This window comes from Bacteroidota bacterium (assembly GCA_040388375.1).
Classification (GTDB): Bacteria; Bacteroidota; Bacteroidia; order UKL13-3; family UKL13-3; genus JAAFJM01.
In genome coordinates this window covers 1-19,068 of the sequence record JAZKBU010000015.1, presented here as the reverse complement: position 1 = coordinate 19,068, position 19,068 = coordinate 1, and the positions used below count along the sequence as shown (strand labels likewise).

The following is a 19,068-nucleotide window of genomic DNA, read 5'->3' as shown; positions in this document are numbered from 1 at the left end:
TCTCCACAACATCGCAACACCTCTCAGCTCCATCGCAACACCTCTCAACTATCTTTCAAGACCTCTCCACAAAATTTCATAACCATCCAATAAACCCCAATAGCAGGCGCGGGTAGGGCAGACAATCCCGATAGCTATCGGGAGCTATCGGGACGGCCAGCGGGCAGAAGCATTGCCGTTGTTGTGTCTCCCGACCAACAACACATCAGCCCTTTGGATACTTTTTTTGCAATGCAAAAAGTATCGAAATAAGAAAGAGGAAACCATTATTGCAGTCGAGAACGCCTGCAATGGCAGCATGTTTTAGTGTTGCGAAGCAACGTTGTTGAGTTGAAATGTCATGTTATTGTGTTGACGAATGATGTTATTGTCTTGCGATGTAATGTTATTGTGTTGCGATGTAATGTTATTATGTTGCGGTGTAATGTTGTTGTCTTGCAATGCAGTGTTATTGTGTTGACGGGTAATGTTATTGTGTTGAAGTGTAATGTTCTTGTCTTGACGAGTAATGTTTGAGTGTTGCAATGCAATGTTATTGCGTTGAGGTGTCATGTTATTGTGTTGACGAATGATGTTATTGTGTTGCAATGCAATGTTATTGTGTTGACGGGTAATGTTATTGTCTTGAAATGTAATGTTATTGTGTTGCGGTGTCGTGTTATTGTGTTGGCGGGTAATGTTTTCTATGTGGTAATACCATAACATAGCTATTACCCCGAAGGGGTATAATATCAATAACTGTGGGTGGCAGCCTGCGGGTAAAAAGAGCTAAACAAAGAAGAGAACCCTGAAAGGGTTCAATAAAATGCTATTCCATGACCAGGTATTGGAGAAACAATTATTGCAGGCGAGGACGGCTGCAATGGCACAACATATAGTGTTGGAACGAGCGGACGCTCGCACCGGCAGCGAGGAGATTAATCCCTTTTGCGAACAGGATAAGGAACAAACTCTACTTCATCACCTTTAATTTTATCAAAGGCCTGCGCTATCCATTTCTGTTTAGCTGCTTCAATCAGCTCCTTGCTGGAGGCAACAAAGTTCCAGTCAATAAATCTTTCTTCGGGGAAAGGCTCTCCGCCAAAAATATAAATGGTGCTGTTGGCAGCTATGGTAAATTCACAAAGGGTAGCATTCTTAGCCACTAATATTTGTTTAGGGCCATACGTATGTCCATCGCTCTCTATACTTCCTTCCAAAATATACAAGCCGCTTTCGCCAAACAAATGCTCACCAAGATTGATGGTTTGGGTAACAGTGCTTTTTATTTCGAGCATATATAAAGGACTATATACAGGAACGGCTGAGCGGTGACCCATTACTTCGCCCGCCACCAGTTTATAGTGTACGCCATCTTTTGTCCACGCAGGAATTTGGCTTTCCTCAATATGGAAAAACTCAGGGTCCATTTGTTCCAAATGTTTGGGCAATGCCACCCATATTTGCAAGCCATGCATGGTTTTATCGGCATGCCGTAAGTATTCAGGTGTTCTTTCCGAGTGTACTATTCCCTTACCGGCTGTCATCCAGTTTACAGCACCGGGTTTTATTTCCACTTCGTTACCTAAAGTATCGCGGTGCATAATGCTGCCTTCAAACAAATAAGTAAGGGTGGAAAGTCCTATATGCGGATGTGGTAAAATATCAAAGTTATCGCGCTCGTGCAGCTTTACCGGCCCCATGTGGTCAATATAAATAAAAGGGCCAATCATGCGCTTTTGGCGAAAGGGTAATAAACGCCCTACCAGAAAATGGCCAATATCAGCCGCTCTTTCTTCAATAATTAAATTAATATTCGACATATATGGATGGATTGTGAGCCAAAAGTAACATTCCTTTTATTTTTAAAAAGCAGGTAAACAAAAAAGGTTGGGTTTTTATAAACCCAACCTTTTACTATAAGCCATAAAGCTTTTATTTTTTACCCATATTATTCAAATCAACACCACGTTTCTTAGCCATATCTTCCAGTTTTTGCTGGAACTTAGATTTTTGCTGAGGTTTCTTTTTGTTCTCCTGCAATTGGCTGTGTAGTTTCTTCTCGTCAACAAAAAACTTAATGGTTAACTGTTGTAAAATGGTTACTAGGTTGGATACAAAGTAGTAGTAGTTTAATCCTGCCGCAAAGCTGTTTAAGGTAAATAAAAATACTACCGGCATAATTAAACCTAACCATTTCATTTGTCCTGTAGCACCTGTAGCCTGGTTATTGTATAAGGCATAAGCCACAGATGAAATAGTCATTAACAAAGCAAATAAACTTACGTGGCTCCCATATATTGGAATAGGAAAAGGTAAGGTGAACACATTGTCAAACGTTGATAAATCATCTGCCCATAAAAAGTTTTGCTGGCGTAATTCAAAAGCCGAAGGGAAAAACTGGAACATGGCAAATAAAATAGGTAACTGTAACAATACCGGAATACAACCTCCAAACGGATTAACACCCGCCTTGCGGTACATTTTCATGTTCTCCTGCTGAATTTTGGTCATGTCGTTACCATTTTTCTCTTTTATTTCATCCAACTCAGGTTTCAATAAACGCATTTTAGCAGCACTTAAATAACTTTTGTATACCAAAGGCAATAAGGCTGTTTTTATAATAAGGGTAAGTATTAAAATAATAATACCAAAACTACCAATATACTTACTTAAGAAAGAAAATACGTTAACTACAATATATTTATTTACCCAACGGAAAACGCCCCAGCCCATAGGAACAATACGCTCCATTGAAATACCTAATTTCTCTAAAGTTTTGTAGTGGTTAGGCCCGTAGTATATTTTCATACTGAAATTTTCATTGGCAGTATGGTTATACGGTAAGGTTAAAACAGCGCTAAAGTTGCGTATATTGTTTTTATAAGGATCGTTTTTAGTTTCCAAAACTGCATCGGTAAATCCTTTATCGGCAATAATGGTTTGGTTAAAATATTGTTGCTTGTAACTAACCCACTGCAAATCGCTGGTAATATTTTCTTTTACTTCTTTGTTTTCCGATAACGAAGCTGGCTCATCATCTTTTACACGGTAATAAATAGTGGAAACGCGCTCTTCTGCCTCACGTGTTTTTTCTTGTGGTCTGATATTGGCAGTCCAGTTTAAGTCAATACTGGTTCTGTTGCGCTGAATAATGTTTTCCAATCCAACTAAATTAATAGTGTATTTTAAAATATTATTGTTCTCGTCAAAAGCATACAGTTGCTCAATATATTGGTTAGCACCCAAGCTTACCTTCATGCTTAAGCTTTTACCATCAGCACCCAAAGTAGGCACAAAGTATAAATCAGCGGTATTAATAATTTTATTATCAGTGGTAGGGAAATCAAACGATTGTTTGTTTTCTGCTCCGTCTAATAACAATAATTCCTTTTTGCCGTAAGTAAGGTACTTTTTTAATTGTACTTTATATATTCTACCGCCTTTGTTGCTGAAAGTAATTTTTAGTTCATCGTTTTCAATGCTGGTAAACTCTTCTTTGCCATTGGCATAAGCTGCAAATGAACCAAAGGTGCTTTTTACGGCATTGCTATCAGTAGTAGCAGTTAGTTTTTTGCTTTGAGCAGTATCTAAACTGGCTCTGATTAAACTATCCTGCTTAATGTCTGCTATTTTAGTGCTATCCTGTTGGCGTTTGTAAGCCTCCATTTCTGCATCGCTAGGTTTTAAAAAGTAAGCCCAACCTACTAAAAGGGCCAAAATAAGCGTAAAGCCTATAAGTGTGTTTCTGTCTAACATATTTTTTTCTAGGGCTGCAAATGTAATATCATGCACCTATTTTTTTCATGACTTTTACAGTAACTTTTTACAGCCTGTTTAATTGTAAATGCTTAAGTTTAAACTATTATTTTCCTTTAAATTCAACTAAGGTCGCATCGCCCCATAACTCTTCCACTCCGTAAAACTCACGTTTCTCACGTTGGAATACGTGAGCTACTACATTAAAGTAATCCAATAAAACCCATTCCATATTTTCCAATCCTTCGCGGTGCCAAGGGTTTTCTCCGGTTAGTTTTTTTACTTCTTCATCCACACTGCGTGCAATAGCCTCTACCTGCTTATCGCTTTCGGCATGGCTAATTACAAAAAAATCAGCACTGGCTGCTTTTACTTTGCGCATATCTAAAATTTTAATGTCTTCGGCTTTTCTCTCAAACATACCCTGAGCTACCGCCCAAGCTAAAAATTCAGTTGGATCGCTTATCTTATTAATTTTATCTTCTTTAGGAGTGGTCTTGGTTTTTGCACTTACTTTTTTAGCTGCAGTAGCCTTTGTAGTAGTTTTTTTAGGGGCTGCTTTCTTTGCGGCTGTTTTTTTTGCTGGTATTTTTGCCATGCTCTTCTTCTTTTTATCTTGCTATATTGCGGGCCAAAAGTAAGATTTTAAAACCGTTTTAAAAATTTTGTTAGGTATTCAATTTCAAATACACTTTGTAAATCAGGTAAATTCAACCAATAATTACCTTAAAAGCTTACCCGCTCAAAATGGTTTGGTGGTTTACAGTGCGTACCAAACAGCGGGTAGGGGGCAGGCCAATAGTGTATGGGAGAGCGAAGTGAATAAAAACCTGCTGTGCAGTATTTTGTTTGAATTTAATAAAGTGCCCGTTGAGCAGCAAGCCTATATTAATATGGCCGTAAGCATTGCATTGCAGCAGGTAGTATTTAAGTTAGCCCAAACCAAATGTTATATTAAATGGCCCAACGATATATATATTAACAACAGAAAAATAGCAGGTATACTGATTGAAAACTCCATACAGGGCGAAAATATTAAACAAACTGTAGTAGGTATAGGCTTAAATGTGAAACAAACACATTTTTTCAATAAAAATGCCATTTCATTAAACAATATAATAAACACCCCATTTGAAATAGAAGAAGTATTAAACGTTTTGCTGGAAGAGTTAAGCATGGCGTATGAAAACATTAAGGCAGGCAAGTGGGACGAAATAATAGAAACCTATAACGCTCATTTGTTCCGCAAACACGAAACCAGTTACTTTACCATTAATAACCAAATGGTTTTAGGGCAAATAGACAGCGTAAACAAACAAGGCTTGTTAGAGGTGCTAATTGGTCAAACGGTACAATTGTTTGCCCATAAAGAAATAGGAATGATTATTTAAGCGCTATGATGAATATATGCATAGATATAGGCAACACCCAAACCAAAGTGGGCGTTTTTAACCAGGCTGATTTGTTAGAGTCTGTTGCTGTTGAACATTTATCAGGCGAAACAATAGCGCAGCTACTTTTAAAATATAACATTACCCATAGCATTATAAGCAGGGTAGGAGCAAGCAATCAAAACCTTCAGGATATACTGGCGCAAAAAACCAATACATTGGTATTAACAGCCAGTACTCCATTACCTTTTGAAAATTTATATGCTACGCCACAAACATTAGGGGTGGACAGGATAGCACTGGCAGCAGCAGCAACCAATTATGTTACTGAAAACAACGTGTTGGTAGTTAGTTGCGGCACCTGTGTAACCTTTGAGTTTGTTAACCGTAAAGCACAATACCTGGGCGGTGCTATATCGCCCGGTTTAAATATGCGTTTACAAGCCATGAGTCATTTTACCGAAAAACTGCCTCTGTTAAATTTTACAGAGCCCGGCCACTTTAATGGAAACAGTACCGAAACCTGTATGCAAAGCGGTGCTTTTATTGGTATGTTAGAAGAAATAAAAGGACGCATTAACCTATATGAAACAGAGTTTGGCACCACCGAACTATTATTAAGTGGAGGCGATTGTTTTTTGTTTGAAAAACACCTAAAAAAAAGCGTATTTGCGCATCCCTATTTAACATTATTCGGTCTCAATAAAATTTTAACATACAATGTATAAAGCCCACGTTAGGCAATTCTTATTTTCAATAAACAAAAGCACCTCTATATTCATCGCTTTTGTTTTGTTGTTTATAACAAACACACAATCACAAAATTTAACCCAAAGTCCTTATTCATATTATGGTCCTGGCGATTTACAATACTATGGCTCCGTTGCTTTAGGCAATATGGGGCAGTTAAGTCAGGGAATCAGACGCGGGTTCGATATCAATTCATTAAATCCGGCTTCGTACAGCGCTTTGCTACAAACCAATATAGAAGCAGGAGCCTCTTTAGCCAGCGGTACATTTAAAGGCAATGTAGGCGAAATGAATGCATCACTTTCAGGCTTATCGTATTTTAACTTAGGCGGACGCATTTCAAAAAAAGGAATAGGTTTTGCTTTTGGTGCAGCTCCATACTCATCAGTAGGTTACAATGTAACCAGTGTCAATAAAATACAAACAGATACTTCAGGAATAATCAATGCTAATCTTTCGCAAATAGGTACAGGCGGATTAACACGTGCTTATATTGGCTTGGGAGCTAAAATAAACAAGAATTTTTCGGTAGGTGTAAACGTGGGTTATTTATTCGGTCAGATTAATACCCAAATAGTTCAGTCCATTCCAAGCGATTATTATATGTTTAACTGGGCTGTTGATAGAAAAGATTATGTAGGAGGTTTTTTAATCGATTACGGAATACAATCACATTTTGATAGTATAAACATGAGCATACCATGGTATAAAACCGTAGTTGACAGCAATGGATTTGAGCACAAAGCATTTGTACAAGGCAAAAAAAAATATGTAAGTTTTAACGCAGGTTTTAGTTTTAATTTACAAACAGATTTAAATGCTACCCAGCGTTACTCTTTCCGTACCTTAACACGTGGTGGCGTTGATTATGCGCGCGATTCCATACAAACAGACGATAACAAAAAAGGTGTTTACACCATGCCCATGAGTTTAAAATATGGTGTTGGGTTTACAGCTTTAAATTGGTCGCTTGGTGCCGATGTAACCACTACAGCCTGGAAAGATTTCAGACACTTTGGAATAAACGATGCTTTGCAAAACTCATTAAGTTTTGGAATAGGTGGTAGCTGGATTCCGGACTTAAAAGAAGATAACCGCAATTATTTAAAACGATTAGAGTACAGAGCAGGTTATAGATTTGAGCAAACCAATTTAAATATAAACGGACAATCAATCAATGTAATTGGCTACAGTTTTGGAGTTGGCATACCTATTGCTGACAGAGACAGATACAGGAAATTCTCACGTATTAATTTAGGCTTTGATTATTTTACCCGTGGGGCAAGTAGTTCAGTGCTTAACGAGGAGTATATGCGGTTTACAATAGGCGTAGTTTTTTCTGATAAATGGTTTATCAAATATTATAAATATGACTAATACGCAAAACATAGGTAGCAAAACATTTTTATTTTTAGTATCAATATGTATGCTGTTAGGAGCATGTAAAAACGATAATATAGAAAAAGTAAGAGTAATTACCGCTGCCGATAATTTGCCTATGGAAGAAGGTTCCAATATAGTACTAAACTATACCGATTCAGGTTTTGTTAAAGCCAAAGTATTTGCACCCATTATGCAACGTTTCGATAATGAAAAACGAAACCAGTCTGTAATGACAAAAGGTATAACAGCTTATTTTTACGATAAAGACAAAAAAATAACCAGTTATATTAAATCAAAATACGCAGTTCGCGATGACCAGCAACGTACCATGACTGCCAAGTACGATGTAATAGTAGTAAACATTAAAGGCGATACCTTAAGAACAGAAAGTTTGGTTTGGGATGAAAAAACCAATTTAATAAGCACCAACGAAGCTGTTAAAATTACCACTAAAAACGATATTATTTATGGAGATGGACTGGAAACCAATTCCGCATTTAATCCATACAAAATTTTAAAAATTAGGGGAGTAGTAAGTATAAAATAACAATGGAAAAATGGATTCTGCGTAATTGGCTTATTATTGCAATAATTAGTTTATTGGTTGGGTTTTATATTTCCTTTTTCGAAGACTTTGTAAAAGGAAAAGCCTATTTATACTTTATAATGGCTATTGTTTTTACCTTTATCTGGCTAAAAAAACGCGGTAGTTTATAACAGCCCTATTCATTTTAAGTACCATATATTCCTTATTGCTGAAACATACCTGTTCGTTATCGTACAATCCCGCAGGTATTTGTTGTTTGGCTAACATTACATAATCAATTTCCTTGTTGCCATAATCACTAAAGTTTATTTTATAAAACCCATTAACAGCTTCAGGTAAACAATTCAGCTTTTCCAAATGGGCAAAATCAACACCATAATATTTTTCCATGCCCGCTTTCCATTGGAGCAAATAAGGGGCTTCGTGTACAATGGCTTTATAGTTAACAGGCATACTGCGTTTGGCTTCGCATGAAAACGAGTAATCATTAGGGGGAGCTAAAACAATACAATCAACAGGCGTATTATTTAAAATCCATTCATGCGCCAGAGTTAGCTCACTGGTATTACAAAAAGGTAATTTGTTTTGCGTGTAATTTTTAAAACCTTTAAAACCCGCCCAACCACATATACATACAACACCTGCAAAAAGTAAAGGTTTGCCAAATGTTATTGACTTGAATTGCAATATACCTGTAACACATACCGCAGCCAATAAATTAATCCATACCGAAGTTTTAAACCATTGCAGCTTGCCAAGGTTTGAATAAGGATTAATCAATAAATAGACTGCAAACAACAAAGTACAGGTTATGGTAAAGCCAATCACCGTGAGTAAAAGCTGTTTGTTTATTATAGCGCTATAATAAATAGCAACAACTGATGCCAATAAAAAACCAATCATTAAAACATAATCCTTAACCGGGAAAAGCTGTGGTAAATAATGCAAAGCCCCGCGGTATTCATACAAAATTTTATTTGCTTCTTCATTATTAACTGTAGAACCCGATTGTTTTAAAGCAATAGGTAATAAAACAAAAGCAGCTATAGCAAAATAAATGGCGGTAAATCCCAATAACTCCCAAACAGTTTTTACATTCCATTCTTTTCGTTTTATATGTTTTATAAGCAAAGCTCCACCCATAATAAATGCCACATGCAAACCAATAAGCGGTTGAAACAAACTGGCTATGCCCGCCAGTAAAGCAGCATAATATATTTTATTTCGAAATAGTAAAACGAAAGCCCACACACACATAACCTCCGCAATACTGCTGCCTACCAGCATATCATCCTGAAAATAATTACCTCCAATAACAAAATAACGGGCAAAGAATAAATAGAAATACACACCTATCCAAGTATGAGCAGTATTATCAGTAAAACAGGTAAAAAGAAAATAAACACCCGCTACAGCCCAATACACACAAATAATATAAACAAAAAAACAACTTAACTCCACACCAAAAAGCTGTGCAAGCGCATACATAAAATTTACAAAATAGAACCTTACAGTAAAAGTTTGATTGTAGTAAGTCAGGAAAAAATCGTGTGGGTAAAGTTCAGGATTTAACTTTTGGTACAACTGGGGTAAATGCTCCGCCTGATCGCCCGTATTAAACAAATAACCATTGGTTAAAATATATAAAATGGCTATAAAAAGAAAATGTAAATACCTGTTATGAAGTAACTGCAATGGATAGTTTTTACGTTAGTCAAATAAAACACTATTTATAAAACTAAAAAACATAAAGCTTATTTTTTCGGTTTCAGTTTTTGTGTCAACTTACCCTCGTAGCTGTAAAACTTATAACTTAACCCTATATTTATATTTAAATTAATAACAGCTTGCGCATTGGTACTATTACTGGTAGAAGTAATTACTTGTCCCGCAGCGTTTTTAGACCTCGGATTTCCAAAATCAACACGACTATACAAATACTCTACAAAACCAATTAAACTCAATTGAGGGCTAGCACTATACTCAATACCCAAACCCAAACCCCAAAACGTACTGGAAGCTTCATTGCTTAAAACCCTTTGGTAATAATTACTATCCACTACGGTATACTCAGGGGAGTTCACAAACATTTGTCCCAACGATATTTTTGAAATACCCTTTATTTTGCTGTTTTGCTTACCTATATAGTATAAAATGCTGCCTCCAATACCCAAACCCGTATAAGGGCTGACTAGTGTAAATACCGATTGTTTTCCATAAGCCTTATTATATTGCCTTTCCAGGTTGCTGGTGTTTAAATCATTGCTAAAGTAAAAAGCCCCAAGGCTAAAATTTAATTTGCTTTGTTTTAAAAAAATATAATCAAATTTAAAGTTATACCCAGTTGTAGCATGCCCATCACTATTATCCAGAATATCACCCCCCGAATACGGATTAAGAGGCAACGAAAGTCCACCAGAAACCATCAATTCTTGCGATTTAGCAACAAAGCAATTTAGCAAAATGAGCATAAAATAAAGCTTTCTCTTCATAAGTTTAACTAATATGCTTAGCTGTCCGTTAGTCAAATAAAGTAAATATTTGGTTGCTTGTTTAACTATTTAAAAATCTGTCGCAAATTATAGCCGTAGCAATAGCAGCATTTAAACTTTCAGCCAATCCAACCCTTTTTATACTAATAGGTTCCGAAATATAAGGCATTAAACTAGAATTGATACCCTTTCCTTCGTTACCAATTAAAAGCAATCCTTCATTTTCAAAACCAACACTATTTATATTTTTACCATCCATTACTGCACCATAAATAGGTAATTTAATATTTGGTAACCAGTTTAATAAGTCAGTATAAAAAACATTTACCCGCGCTATGCTACCCATTGTAGCCTGAATACACTTATTGTTATAACAATCAGCCGTACCTTCCGAACAAACTACATTTTTAATTCCATACCAATCAGCAATGCGTATAATAGTACCCAAATTACCCGGGTCTTGAATATCGTTTAAAACCAAATGTAACTTCGATTGTAAGTTTATTTGCTCTATTTTATTTTCTTGGAATGCAATTTGTAATACCACATCGCGCGTACTTTTAAGTGAGCTTATTTGCTCAATTTCTTTCGGAGAAATTATTTGTAAGCGTACATCATTTTTATATTGTGGAAACATAAGTGCCCAATCCATAGTGGCATATATAGCTTCAATATGTAAATTTGATGCAAGAAATTCAATAGCTGATTTACTACCTTCGGCCAAAAAAAAGCCTTCGGAGTATCTGTTTGATTTTTCTTTTAAACCTTTTAAATACTGAATTGTTGATTTGCTAAGCATACTTAAACATAAAAATATTATTCTAATAGTAGCCGGTTGGGCCCTGTTTAGTGCGTGCAATATAAGCAGAATTCATAAACGCGAAGGTCCTAAATTAGTTAAAAACAAAGTAGAAATAGAAGAAAAAGGCAAAGGCCGTTTTTTTGAATCCGATTTAGAAAGCCAGATAAAACAAAAGCCTGGGAGTAAATTTTTAGGTATAGTAAGATTAAATGTATTCTTCTACCGTTTAGGCGATGCAGGTAAAAAAGATACAAAATTAAAACGATTTTTTAGAGACGAGTTGGGTAGCGTTCCAGTTATTTTAGACTCGAGCATGATTGAGACAAGCGTAAGAGCCATGCGTAATTATCTTAAATCACAAGGCTATTATTATTCAGAAATTACCTACACCGTAGCCGACAGAACATTTTTAAAAGAACGCAAAGTCGTTACCTACCATGTTAAACTCAATAACCAGTATAAATACAATAAGTTAAATGTTAACTGCCCTGATAAAAAGCTATACGAACTAATCAATGCAACCATTAGCGAAAGCAATATTAAAATAGGAAGAAGTTTTAACAGAGAAGATTTTTTAAACGAGCAAAATAGAATAACCACTAATTTAAGGAATAATGGTTACTATACATTTGCCAAAGAATACATTGATTTTAATATAGATACCAACTACGCAGAAGATTATTTAGCTGTAGATATTAATATAAACAACAAAACAGAACAAGTACCCTTTAACCAATATTACATTAGAAATTTGGTAATAGAAGTAGAGCCCAATCATAAAAACAATACTAAAAAGTACGATACACTTGTAACAAAAAACTTCAAATACCTGGCAAATGGAAGTAAAATAAACCCCACCATACTCGATAAAATGAATTTTTTAATGAGTGGCGAAATTTTCCAGCAAAATAATTTAAACAAGACATACACCAGGCTTAACGATTTACAACTATTCCGTTTGGTAACCATAACACCTACGTTAGTTGAAAATGATACCCAACATTTTATTGATTTTTACATTAGCTTAAAACAACTGGGTAAATACGATTTCACCATAGAACCACAGGCTATTACAAGTGATCAGGGCAATTTAGTGGCAACACAAAGTTCACGAAATTTTGGATTAGCAGCAGTTATTCAGCTAACAGACAGAAACATTTTTCACAATGGCGAAATTTTGCAGTTCCGTTTTCGTACAAGTTTTGAGGCACAGCGCGGAGAAAATATTAGTCCAACTCCATTTTTTAATAGTAATGAGCAATCATTAACAGCAAGTATTATCATTCCCCAGTTATTATTCCTACCTAAATTAGATAGGAAGTTTAACAATGCCAGTACCAAAACAATCATCAACTCATCCATTATCTATGAAAAAAATGTTGATTACCAGAGAAGAGTATTAACATTAGGTTCTTCCTATCAGTTAAACAGAAAATTAACCACTTACTACGTTGCTTTCCCTGAAATAAGTTATATACAAACAAGCTTTAATAATGCTTCATTAGAGGAACGCAGTAAAACAGACATATTCCTACAAAATGTTTTTGCCAATAATCTAATTATTAACGATATCAGGTTAGGGTTAACCTATAGTACCCAACCTATAAGCAAAGGCAAAAGTTTTTTCTTTTTAAGGTTTGATGCCTTGGAACTTGCAGGTAATATAGTCACCGGATTAAACAAGCTATTAGATGCACCAAAAGTTACCGATGAATCAAGAAATATTAAAGATAAATACGAAATATTAGGATTAAATTATTTTCAATACGTAAAATCCTACATTGACGGTAGGTATAATCAATGGATAGACATAAATAATACCATGGTTTATAGGTTAGCAGTAGGTTATGCTTTACCTTACGGTAATTCACCCGATTATATTCCCTTTGAGAAAAGGTTTTTTACAGGAGGAGCCAATAGTTTAAGAGCATTTCGTCCACGTTCCGTAGGTCCCGGAGTTTATTCAACCACCAATCAAATAGATAAATCAGGTGATATAAAAATAGAAATGAATGCCGAATATAGATTCAATTTATACAAAAGATTTATAGAAGGAGCCCTGTTTACCGATGCTGGTAACGTTTGGGTAGTACGCCAAGACGGGCGGGTAGGGGCCGATTTCGATATAACCAATTTTTATAACCAATTAGCAGTAGGATCAGGAATTGGTGTACGATTAAATTTAAGTATTTTCGTTTTTAGGTTAGATGCAGCAGTTCCTTTACACGATCCAACGCAAACAATAGGCAATAGGTGGGTTATTGAAAATGCCAAAGATTTATCGTGGTATTGGGACAATAGTATTTTTAATTTTGGTATAGGTTATCCTTTTTAAGTTAATAGTAAATATAAAATGCAGTTTAATTCATTACATTTTTTATTCTTTTTACCCATAGTAACCATATTTTACTATTTGCTAAAAAACAAATGGCGCTGGATTCTATTATTTTTAGCTAGTACCTATTTCTATTCCGTATTCTTCCTACCATACATACTTATTTTATATGCTATTATCCTAATAGATTATACAACAGGTTTACTACTTGATAAATGGCAGAATAAAACACTAAGAGTAACACTGCTACTGGTAAGTATTACAAGCAATTTAGGCTTGCTGGCCTATTTTAAATATTATAATTTTTTTGTTGATGTATTTGCTCCATACTACAATAATTTACACCCAATTGAAATTATTTTGCCTATTGGCTTATCCTTCCATACCTTCCAATCATTAAGTTATATTATAGAAGTATACAAAAGAAAACAAGTAGCCGAAAAACACATAGGCTATTTTGCCAATTACGTTTTGTTTTTCCCCCAAATGATTGCAGGTCCCATCGAAAGATTTTCACATTTGGGCAATCAATTCAGGTTAAAACATAAATTTAAATACAAAAACATAAGTCAGGGCCTGCGTTTAATACTTTACGGGTTATTTGTAAAAATGTGCGTAGCCGATAATTTAGCACCACTAGTAAATAGTTTTTATCAAGCACCTACAACATATGTTTCAAGCTCAGCCTGGGTGGCATTAATAGCATTTTCCATTCAAATCTATGCTGATTTCTATGGCTATTCAACTATTGCCGTTGGAGCCGCCAAAATGCTCGATATACACCTAATGGATAATTTTAAACAACCCTATTTTGCCGTTAATTTAAAAGAGTTTTGGCAACGTTGGCATATATCCTTATCAACCTGGTTTCGCGATTACGTTTTTATTCCATTGGGAGGAAGTAAAGTAAATACCCTACGGTGGATTATTAATATTATTATAGTATTTGGTTTAAGTGGTTTTTGGCATGGAGCCAATTATACATTCATTATTTGGGGGCTTTTACACGCCACATTTTATTTATTAGAAGCCCTGTACCATAAAATTCGCCCAACTACATTTACCACCTCAAAAACAATATCATTTTTAGGAATTATCTTAACCTTCTTATTAACCACATTCATTTGGGTATTCTTTCGCTCTCCTAATTTAACCATAGCCAAACAAGTAATATTACAATGTTTCCAATATAGTTTTGAAGCTACCAAACAAGTCCATTTACCGGTAAGCCAAATGGCAATGGTATTATTGTTTATAATATTCGAATTTTTACTCATCAAAAACAGATTCGATGTGTTTTTGCAGAGTAAAAACACACCTATTCGCTGGGTATTATATATAATATTAAGTGTAAGTATTTTACTTTTTAGTGGAATACAAAGTTTTCAATTCATTTATTTTCAATTCTAATTATGAAAAAGCTGTTTATAAAACTTTGTCAAACCTTAATAGTAGCAGCCTTATGCTTAACATTATCAAACGTTGTATATAAAAAATATTTCTATTTTTCAGATATAGATCATTTCGATGCCAATATCCTATTCCAATTAGATAGCTTACAACAAGTAAGCGATGTTTTATACTTTGCAGAATCAAGTAATGGAAGGTATGCCGATAATGATACATGTACTCTATCTACCTCTGAAATGTTAGATACGTTATCACCTTTAAAAATAAATGCAGTAGAGTATTCAGCCCTGCACGCAGGTATTTATACCCAACTTATAAAAAATATACAAACAGAAACAAAAGTAAAAACAATTATTGTGGCACTAAATCTAAGGTCATTCAATGCCGATTGGATTAATTCAGAGTTAGAAACCAAATTAAGCCAGACTGCGGTCATGTACCAACCCGGTGCACCCATTATAAAACGCCTGAAATTAGCTTTTAACGCATACGATAACAAATCAATAGAATTGCGTAATTACAATAAAGAACAGCAGTGGAAATACGACTTTATTAATGTACCATCGAATTTTAAATATAAAAATGTAAGAGATTGGGATAATGGAATGGCAAATGGAACCTACCTGTTACCCAATGGCGATTGGGATATGCCCAAAATTAGTTTGGCTTGTAGTTACGTAAAAAGTTATGCCTTTACAATAAATCCCGTAACCAATCCACGAATTAAAAATTTCGATGAAATAGTTCAGACAGTAAAAGAAAAGAACATTAAATTAATATTTAATCTGTTACCCGAAAATGTGGAGTATGCAGACAGCTTAGTAGGAAAGGAATTAGTTAATTTAATGATAGAAAATAAAAACTTTTTAATAGAAAGATACAGTGCTTTAGGTGTAACCGTTATTGATAATTTTACCAATGTAAAAGGCAAAGATTATATAGACCAGAATTGGACAACAGAACATTATAACCAAACAGGTAGATGGATTATTGCTCAAAATATGTTAAAAACACTTAATTAACGAGAAATTGAAGCAAGATTAAAATTTGAATTCCATTTTTACTTTGTACTAAAATTATAATACATTCGTTAAATAGAAAACTTAAACCTGATTTATATGCAAAATAACTACTCCGAAGACGATTTATTGGAATATATATTTAAGGAAACCACCCTTGAAAAAACAGCAGCCATAGAGCTGGCCATATCACAAAGTACCACCTTACAGAGCCAATACTTTGAGCTGCTTGATAGCATTGATTTACTGAATAAAACCTATATCAGGCCAAGTGAAGATTCCGTTGAAGCCATCTTACAAAAAGCAAAAGATGCGTTACAACAAAATGTAGACTAATTGATTAGCCTACATTTTGTTTCCCGAGAATTACTTTTTAAATAAGTTTAGAATATCATTACCAAAAATCAAAACCATTAAGCTTAGTAATATAATAGTACCGGCCGTTTGAACGCGCTCCTGTACCTTTATACTAATTGGTTTTCTCGTAATCATTTCAATTATCAATAAAACCACGTGGCCACCATCCAAAGCAGGTATTGGTAAAAAATTCATAAAAGCCAAGCCCATTGAAATAAGAGCAGTCAGCATCCAAAAGTTTAACCAATCCCATCTCGGTCCAAAATACTGCGCAATGCCAATAGGTCCTTGTACAGCCTTATTAATAGCTATATCACCATGAAATATTTTACCCCAACCCGAAATTTGATTCGCTATAGTTTCATAAGCCTGGTTAATTCCGGCAGGAATTGAAGATATAATAGAATAATTGATTGTATCAAACCTCCACATTTTATCAGTAGGCATAAATCCAAGCTTTCCGTCATTTCCAATCGATGCATTCAAACCAACAGTATCATTGTTTCTAATAACAGTTAACTTAGTTGTTTTGCCTGCATATTTTTCCAATAGAGGTTGAAACTCGTCAAAACAATTAAAAGATATAGAATCAACGCCAACAATTCTGTCGTCAGCTAAAAGACCAGCCTTTTCAGCAGCAGAGCCGGGTAAAGTTTTAGCTACATACAATTCCATTCTTGGCGAGAAGAAACCGCCTTTTGCTTTGCGAGGTAACTTGTTTAAAAAGTCAGCAGGTAATTTAACACTTACCTGCTCATTATTTCTTTCAACAACATAAGAAGCACTCTCACCAAGAATTACATCACTATTTAAAGCATCTTCCAAGTGAATAATATTTTTACCATTAACACTAATAATTTTATCACCCAATTCAAAACCAACCTCCTTTGCAAAATCACTAGGAACAATACCATGTTTAACCGAACTATTTATTAATAATTGTTCGCCATAATGGTATTTAATACCTGCAAAAATAATAATGCCTAAAATTACGTTAAATATAATTCCCCCTAGCATTACAATCATTCTTTGCCAAGCTGGTTTACTTCTAAATTCCCAAGGTTCTGCAGGTTTTGTTAAGTCTTGGTTACCCATATTTTCATCAACCATACCGTTTATTTGAACATAACCACCCATAGGAAACCAACCTAAACCATATTCAGTATCACCTTTTTTAAATTTAAACAAAGCAAAATTTAATACACTAGGCATTGGAAATAAAAAGTCGAAGAATAAATAAAATTTATCTACCTTAATTTTAAATAATTTAGCCGCTAAAAAATGGCCTAATTCATGAATTAATACTAAAATAGAAAGAGCCGCAATTACTTGCGCTATCATTGTTAATGTTTGCATGTTTTTTTTGTTAACTAATCTCTAATTACAAGATTTTTTTGAGTCGCGAAAATATAAAAGTATTTCATATATTAAACCATTGTTTTAGCCAAGTTTCTGGTTTCCTCATCAGTTGCTATATAGTCGTTTAAACTAGGCTTAGCTATAAAGCTAACCTGTTGCATACATTTTTCATTAATTTCAGCAATCTGTAAAAACTTTATTTTATCGTTTAAAAATGCTTCTACCGCTATTTCGTTAGCGGCATTAAGTATACATGCCATGTTGCCTTTTTTATCCATAGCTTCATAGGCAAGTGCTAAATTTCTGAAAGTATCCAAATCGGGTTCTTCAAAGTTTAATTGTTTTATATCTTTAAACGACATCCTTTTCAAAGAAGTCTTAACCCTTTCAGGGTAAAAAAATGCATAATGAATAGGAAGTTTCATATCAGGTAACCCCATTTGAGCTTTAATACTACTGTCATTAAACTCAACCATACTATGTATAATAGATTCAGGATGCACAACCACATCAATTTGATTACTTTGTAAGCCAAATAGCCACTTAGCTTCAATTACTTCAAACCCCTTATTCATTAAAGTAGCAGAATCAATTGTTATTTTAGCACCCATACTCCAGTTAGGGTGTTTCAAAGCTTCCTTTCTGGTTATTTCAAATAAATCATCCCTTTTTTTTCCTCTAAAGGGTCCTCCACTTGCAGTTAAAATAACCTTGTCAATACTGTCCAAGTTTTCACCTACCAAACATTGAAAAATAGCAGAGTGTTCAGAGTCCACAGGTATTAAATCAACCTTGTTTTCATAGCAAAGTTGCGTTATCAATTCTCCTGCTACTACTAGCGTTTCCTTATTAGCTAAAGCAATTTTCTTTTTATTTTCAATAGCCTTAATAGTCGGCATTAAACCACTATAACCAACCATAGCAGTTAAAATAGCATCAGCCGAAGTAATCTCCATTAAATCAGCAATAGCCTTTGAGCCTGCAAAAACTTTTATATCCTCATTAAATAATGCATCCTTTACCTGCAAGTATTTTGTTTCATCAGCTATAACTACATGGTTCGGCTTAAATTCAAGCGCTTGTTTTATTAATAACTCAGCATTGCTATTAGCTGTCAGTATTTCAATTTCAATTACATCAGATTGTTCCCTTACTATTTCCAGTGCTTGAGTTCCAATACTACCCGTACTACCTAAAATACCAATTTTCTTTTTTTCAATATCCATTATCATTAAATAATGGGCAATAATAAATATTTTAAACCAACAGCTATAAGATATAGAGCATTTAAATAAGTCATATAAAATAAAAACAGTAAAGAAGTAAGCATTAACAACGGTTCTGTTAAGCAGATAAAAGGTTAGAGAATAAAAAAAGTTCATCTATATAACAGTGGAGAAGCTGTTAACATGTGGGTTTGAGATAGCGGTATAAAAAAAATATAGTCTTGATAAACAGGGTAGATGTGGATTGGGCTATAAAATA

17 protein-coding genes are annotated in these 19,068 nt (G+C 34.5%); 8 read left to right on the top strand and 9 right to left on the bottom strand.

The annotated features are described in order from the left end of the window. Positions 1–303 precede the first annotated feature (303 nt). The 4 genes from V4538_15850 to rsfS all read right to left on the bottom strand — a co-directional run bounded on the left by V4538_15850 (position 304) and on the right by rsfS (position 4,336). Positions 304–735, bottom strand: a complete 432-nt coding sequence (locus V4538_15850; protein MES2382521.1) for an MltR family transcriptional regulator — start codon at positions 733–735, stop codon at positions 304–306. A gap of 182 nt (positions 736–917) precedes the next feature. Further along, positions 918–1,802 carry a pirin family protein gene (locus tag V4538_15845; GenBank protein MES2382520.1) on the bottom strand — a complete coding sequence of 295 codons (885 nt, stop codon included), beginning with the start codon at positions 1,800–1,802 and terminating at the stop codon, positions 918–920. 112 nt (positions 1,803–1,914) lie between these two features. Next, positions 1,915–3,738, bottom strand: a complete 1,824-nt coding sequence (gene yidC / locus V4538_15840) for a membrane protein insertase YidC (GenBank protein ID MES2382519.1) — start codon at positions 3,736–3,738, stop codon at positions 1,915–1,917. Between the two features lie 106 nt (positions 3,739–3,844). Beyond that, positions 3,845–4,336, bottom strand: coding sequence for a ribosome silencing factor (gene rsfS, locus V4538_15835; protein ID MES2382518.1), 492 nt, complete (start codon positions 4,334–4,336; stop codon positions 3,845–3,847). Between the two features lie 67 nt (positions 4,337–4,403). Between rsfS and V4538_15830 the strand changes: the two genes are divergently transcribed. Genes V4538_15830 through lptC form a run of 4 tightly spaced genes read left to right on the top strand, consistent with a single transcriptional unit; the run spans position 4,404 to position 7,809 of the window. Beyond that, positions 4,404–5,129, top strand: a complete 726-nt coding sequence (locus tag V4538_15830) for a biotin--[acetyl-CoA-carboxylase] ligase (GenBank protein ID MES2382517.1) — start codon at positions 4,404–4,406, stop codon at positions 5,127–5,129. A gap of 5 nt (positions 5,130–5,134) precedes the next feature. Beyond that, a complete protein-coding gene (locus V4538_15825) occupies positions 5,135–5,857 on the top strand; it encodes a type III pantothenate kinase (protein MES2382516.1) in 723 nt (240 codons plus the stop codon). Further along, the gene (locus V4538_15820; protein MES2382515.1) at positions 5,850–7,256 is read left to right on the top strand and encodes a hypothetical protein; all 1,407 of its coding nucleotides are present in this window, start codon (positions 5,850–5,852) and stop codon (positions 7,254–7,256) included. Before V4538_15825 ends, V4538_15820 begins: the two co-directional genes overlap by 8 nt. After that, on the top strand, positions 7,249–7,809 hold the full coding sequence (lptC, locus tag V4538_15815) for an LPS export ABC transporter periplasmic protein LptC (GenBank protein MES2382514.1): 561 nt from the start codon (positions 7,249–7,251) through the stop codon (positions 7,807–7,809). Before V4538_15820 ends, lptC begins: the two co-directional genes overlap by 8 nt. Before the next feature lie 138 nt (positions 7,810–7,947). Here the strand turns inward: lptC and V4538_15810 are convergent, their stop codons facing one another. From V4538_15810 to V4538_15800, 3 genes are all read right to left on the bottom strand, one after another. Further along, positions 7,948–9,504 carry a DUF6798 domain-containing protein gene (locus tag V4538_15810; protein MES2382513.1) on the bottom strand — a complete coding sequence of 519 codons (1,557 nt, stop codon included), beginning with the start codon at positions 9,502–9,504 and terminating at the stop codon, positions 7,948–7,950. A 59-nt stretch (positions 9,505–9,563) separates the two neighbouring features. Next, complete coding sequence (locus tag V4538_15805) at positions 9,564–10,301, bottom strand: hypothetical protein (protein ID MES2382512.1); 738 nt, start codon at positions 10,299–10,301, stop codon at positions 9,564–9,566. Between the two features lie 61 nt (positions 10,302–10,362). After that, positions 10,363–11,100 (bottom strand): RNA methyltransferase, encoded by a 738-nt coding sequence (locus V4538_15800; GenBank protein MES2382511.1) that lies wholly within the window; start codon positions 11,098–11,100, stop codon positions 10,363–10,365. On the opposite strand from V4538_15800, the gene V4538_15795 reads away from it, so the two are divergent. The 4 genes from V4538_15795 to V4538_15780 all read left to right on the top strand — a co-directional run bounded on the left by V4538_15795 (position 11,090) and on the right by V4538_15780 (position 16,203). Further along, a complete protein-coding gene (locus tag V4538_15795) occupies positions 11,090–13,438 on the top strand; it encodes a BamA/TamA family outer membrane protein (protein MES2382510.1) in 2,349 nt (782 codons plus the stop codon). The two genes, V4538_15800 and V4538_15795, sit on opposite strands and share 11 nt — an antisense overlap. Before the next feature lie 18 nt (positions 13,439–13,456). Beyond that, positions 13,457–14,848 (top strand): MBOAT family O-acyltransferase, encoded by a 1,392-nt coding sequence (locus V4538_15790; protein MES2382509.1) that lies wholly within the window; start codon positions 13,457–13,459, stop codon positions 14,846–14,848. 2 nt (positions 14,849–14,850) lie between these two features. Then, the gene (locus V4538_15785) at positions 14,851–15,870 is read left to right on the top strand and encodes a hypothetical protein (protein MES2382508.1); all 1,020 of its coding nucleotides are present in this window, start codon (positions 14,851–14,853) and stop codon (positions 15,868–15,870) included. A 96-nt stretch (positions 15,871–15,966) separates the two neighbouring features. After that, entirely contained in the window at positions 15,967–16,203 is a 237-nt protein-coding gene (locus V4538_15780; GenBank protein ID MES2382507.1) for a hypothetical protein, read from the top strand. 30 nt (positions 16,204–16,233) lie between these two features. Here V4538_15780 and rseP read toward each other — a convergent pair whose 3' ends face one another. Beyond that, a complete protein-coding gene (gene rseP / locus V4538_15775) occupies positions 16,234–17,580 on the bottom strand; it encodes an RIP metalloprotease RseP (protein MES2382506.1) in 1,347 nt (448 codons plus the stop codon). 71 nt (positions 17,581–17,651) lie between these two features. Further along, positions 17,652–18,809: a 1-deoxy-D-xylulose-5-phosphate reductoisomerase gene (locus V4538_15770; GenBank protein ID MES2382505.1), complete on the bottom strand. Its 1,158-nt coding sequence runs from the start codon at positions 18,807–18,809 to the stop codon at positions 17,652–17,654. Between the last annotated feature and the right edge of the window lie 259 nt (positions 18,810–19,068).

Excerpts from the sequence above, each read along its gene's own strand:
- V4538_15845 (MES2382520.1), bottom strand. The coding sequence starts at position 1,802 with ATGTCGAATATTAATTTAATTATTGAAGAAAGAGCGGCTGATATTGGC.
- yidC (MES2382519.1), bottom strand. The coding sequence starts at position 3,738 with ATGTTAGACAGAAACACACTTATAGGCTTTACGCTTATTTTGGCCCTT.
- rsfS (MES2382518.1), bottom strand. The coding sequence starts at position 4,336 with ATGGCAAAAATACCAGCAAAAAAAACAGCCGCAAAGAAAGCAGCCCCT.
- V4538_15825 (MES2382516.1), top strand. The coding sequence starts at position 5,135 with ATGATGAATATATGCATAGATATAGGCAACACCCAAACCAAAGTGGGC.
- V4538_15820 (MES2382515.1), top strand. The coding sequence starts at position 5,850 with ATGTATAAAGCCCACGTTAGGCAATTCTTATTTTCAATAAACAAAAGC.
- lptC (MES2382514.1), top strand. The coding sequence starts at position 7,249 with ATGACTAATACGCAAAACATAGGTAGCAAAACATTTTTATTTTTAGTA.
- V4538_15805 (MES2382512.1), bottom strand. The coding sequence starts at position 10,301 with ATGAAGAGAAAGCTTTATTTTATGCTCATTTTGCTAAATTGCTTTGTT.
- V4538_15800 (MES2382511.1), bottom strand. The coding sequence starts at position 11,100 with ATGCTTAGCAAATCAACAATTCAGTATTTAAAAGGTTTAAAAGAAAAA.
- V4538_15790 (MES2382509.1), top strand. The coding sequence starts at position 13,457 with ATGCAGTTTAATTCATTACATTTTTTATTCTTTTTACCCATAGTAACC.
- V4538_15785 (MES2382508.1), top strand. The coding sequence starts at position 14,851 with ATGAAAAAGCTGTTTATAAAACTTTGTCAAACCTTAATAGTAGCAGCC.
- V4538_15780 (MES2382507.1), top strand. The coding sequence starts at position 15,967 with ATGCAAAATAACTACTCCGAAGACGATTTATTGGAATATATATTTAAG.
- rseP (MES2382506.1), bottom strand. The coding sequence starts at position 17,580 with ATGCAAACATTAACAATGATAGCGCAAGTAATTGCGGCTCTTTCTATT.
- V4538_15770 (MES2382505.1), bottom strand. The coding sequence starts at position 18,809 with ATGGATATTGAAAAAAAGAAAATTGGTATTTTAGGTAGTACGGGTAGT.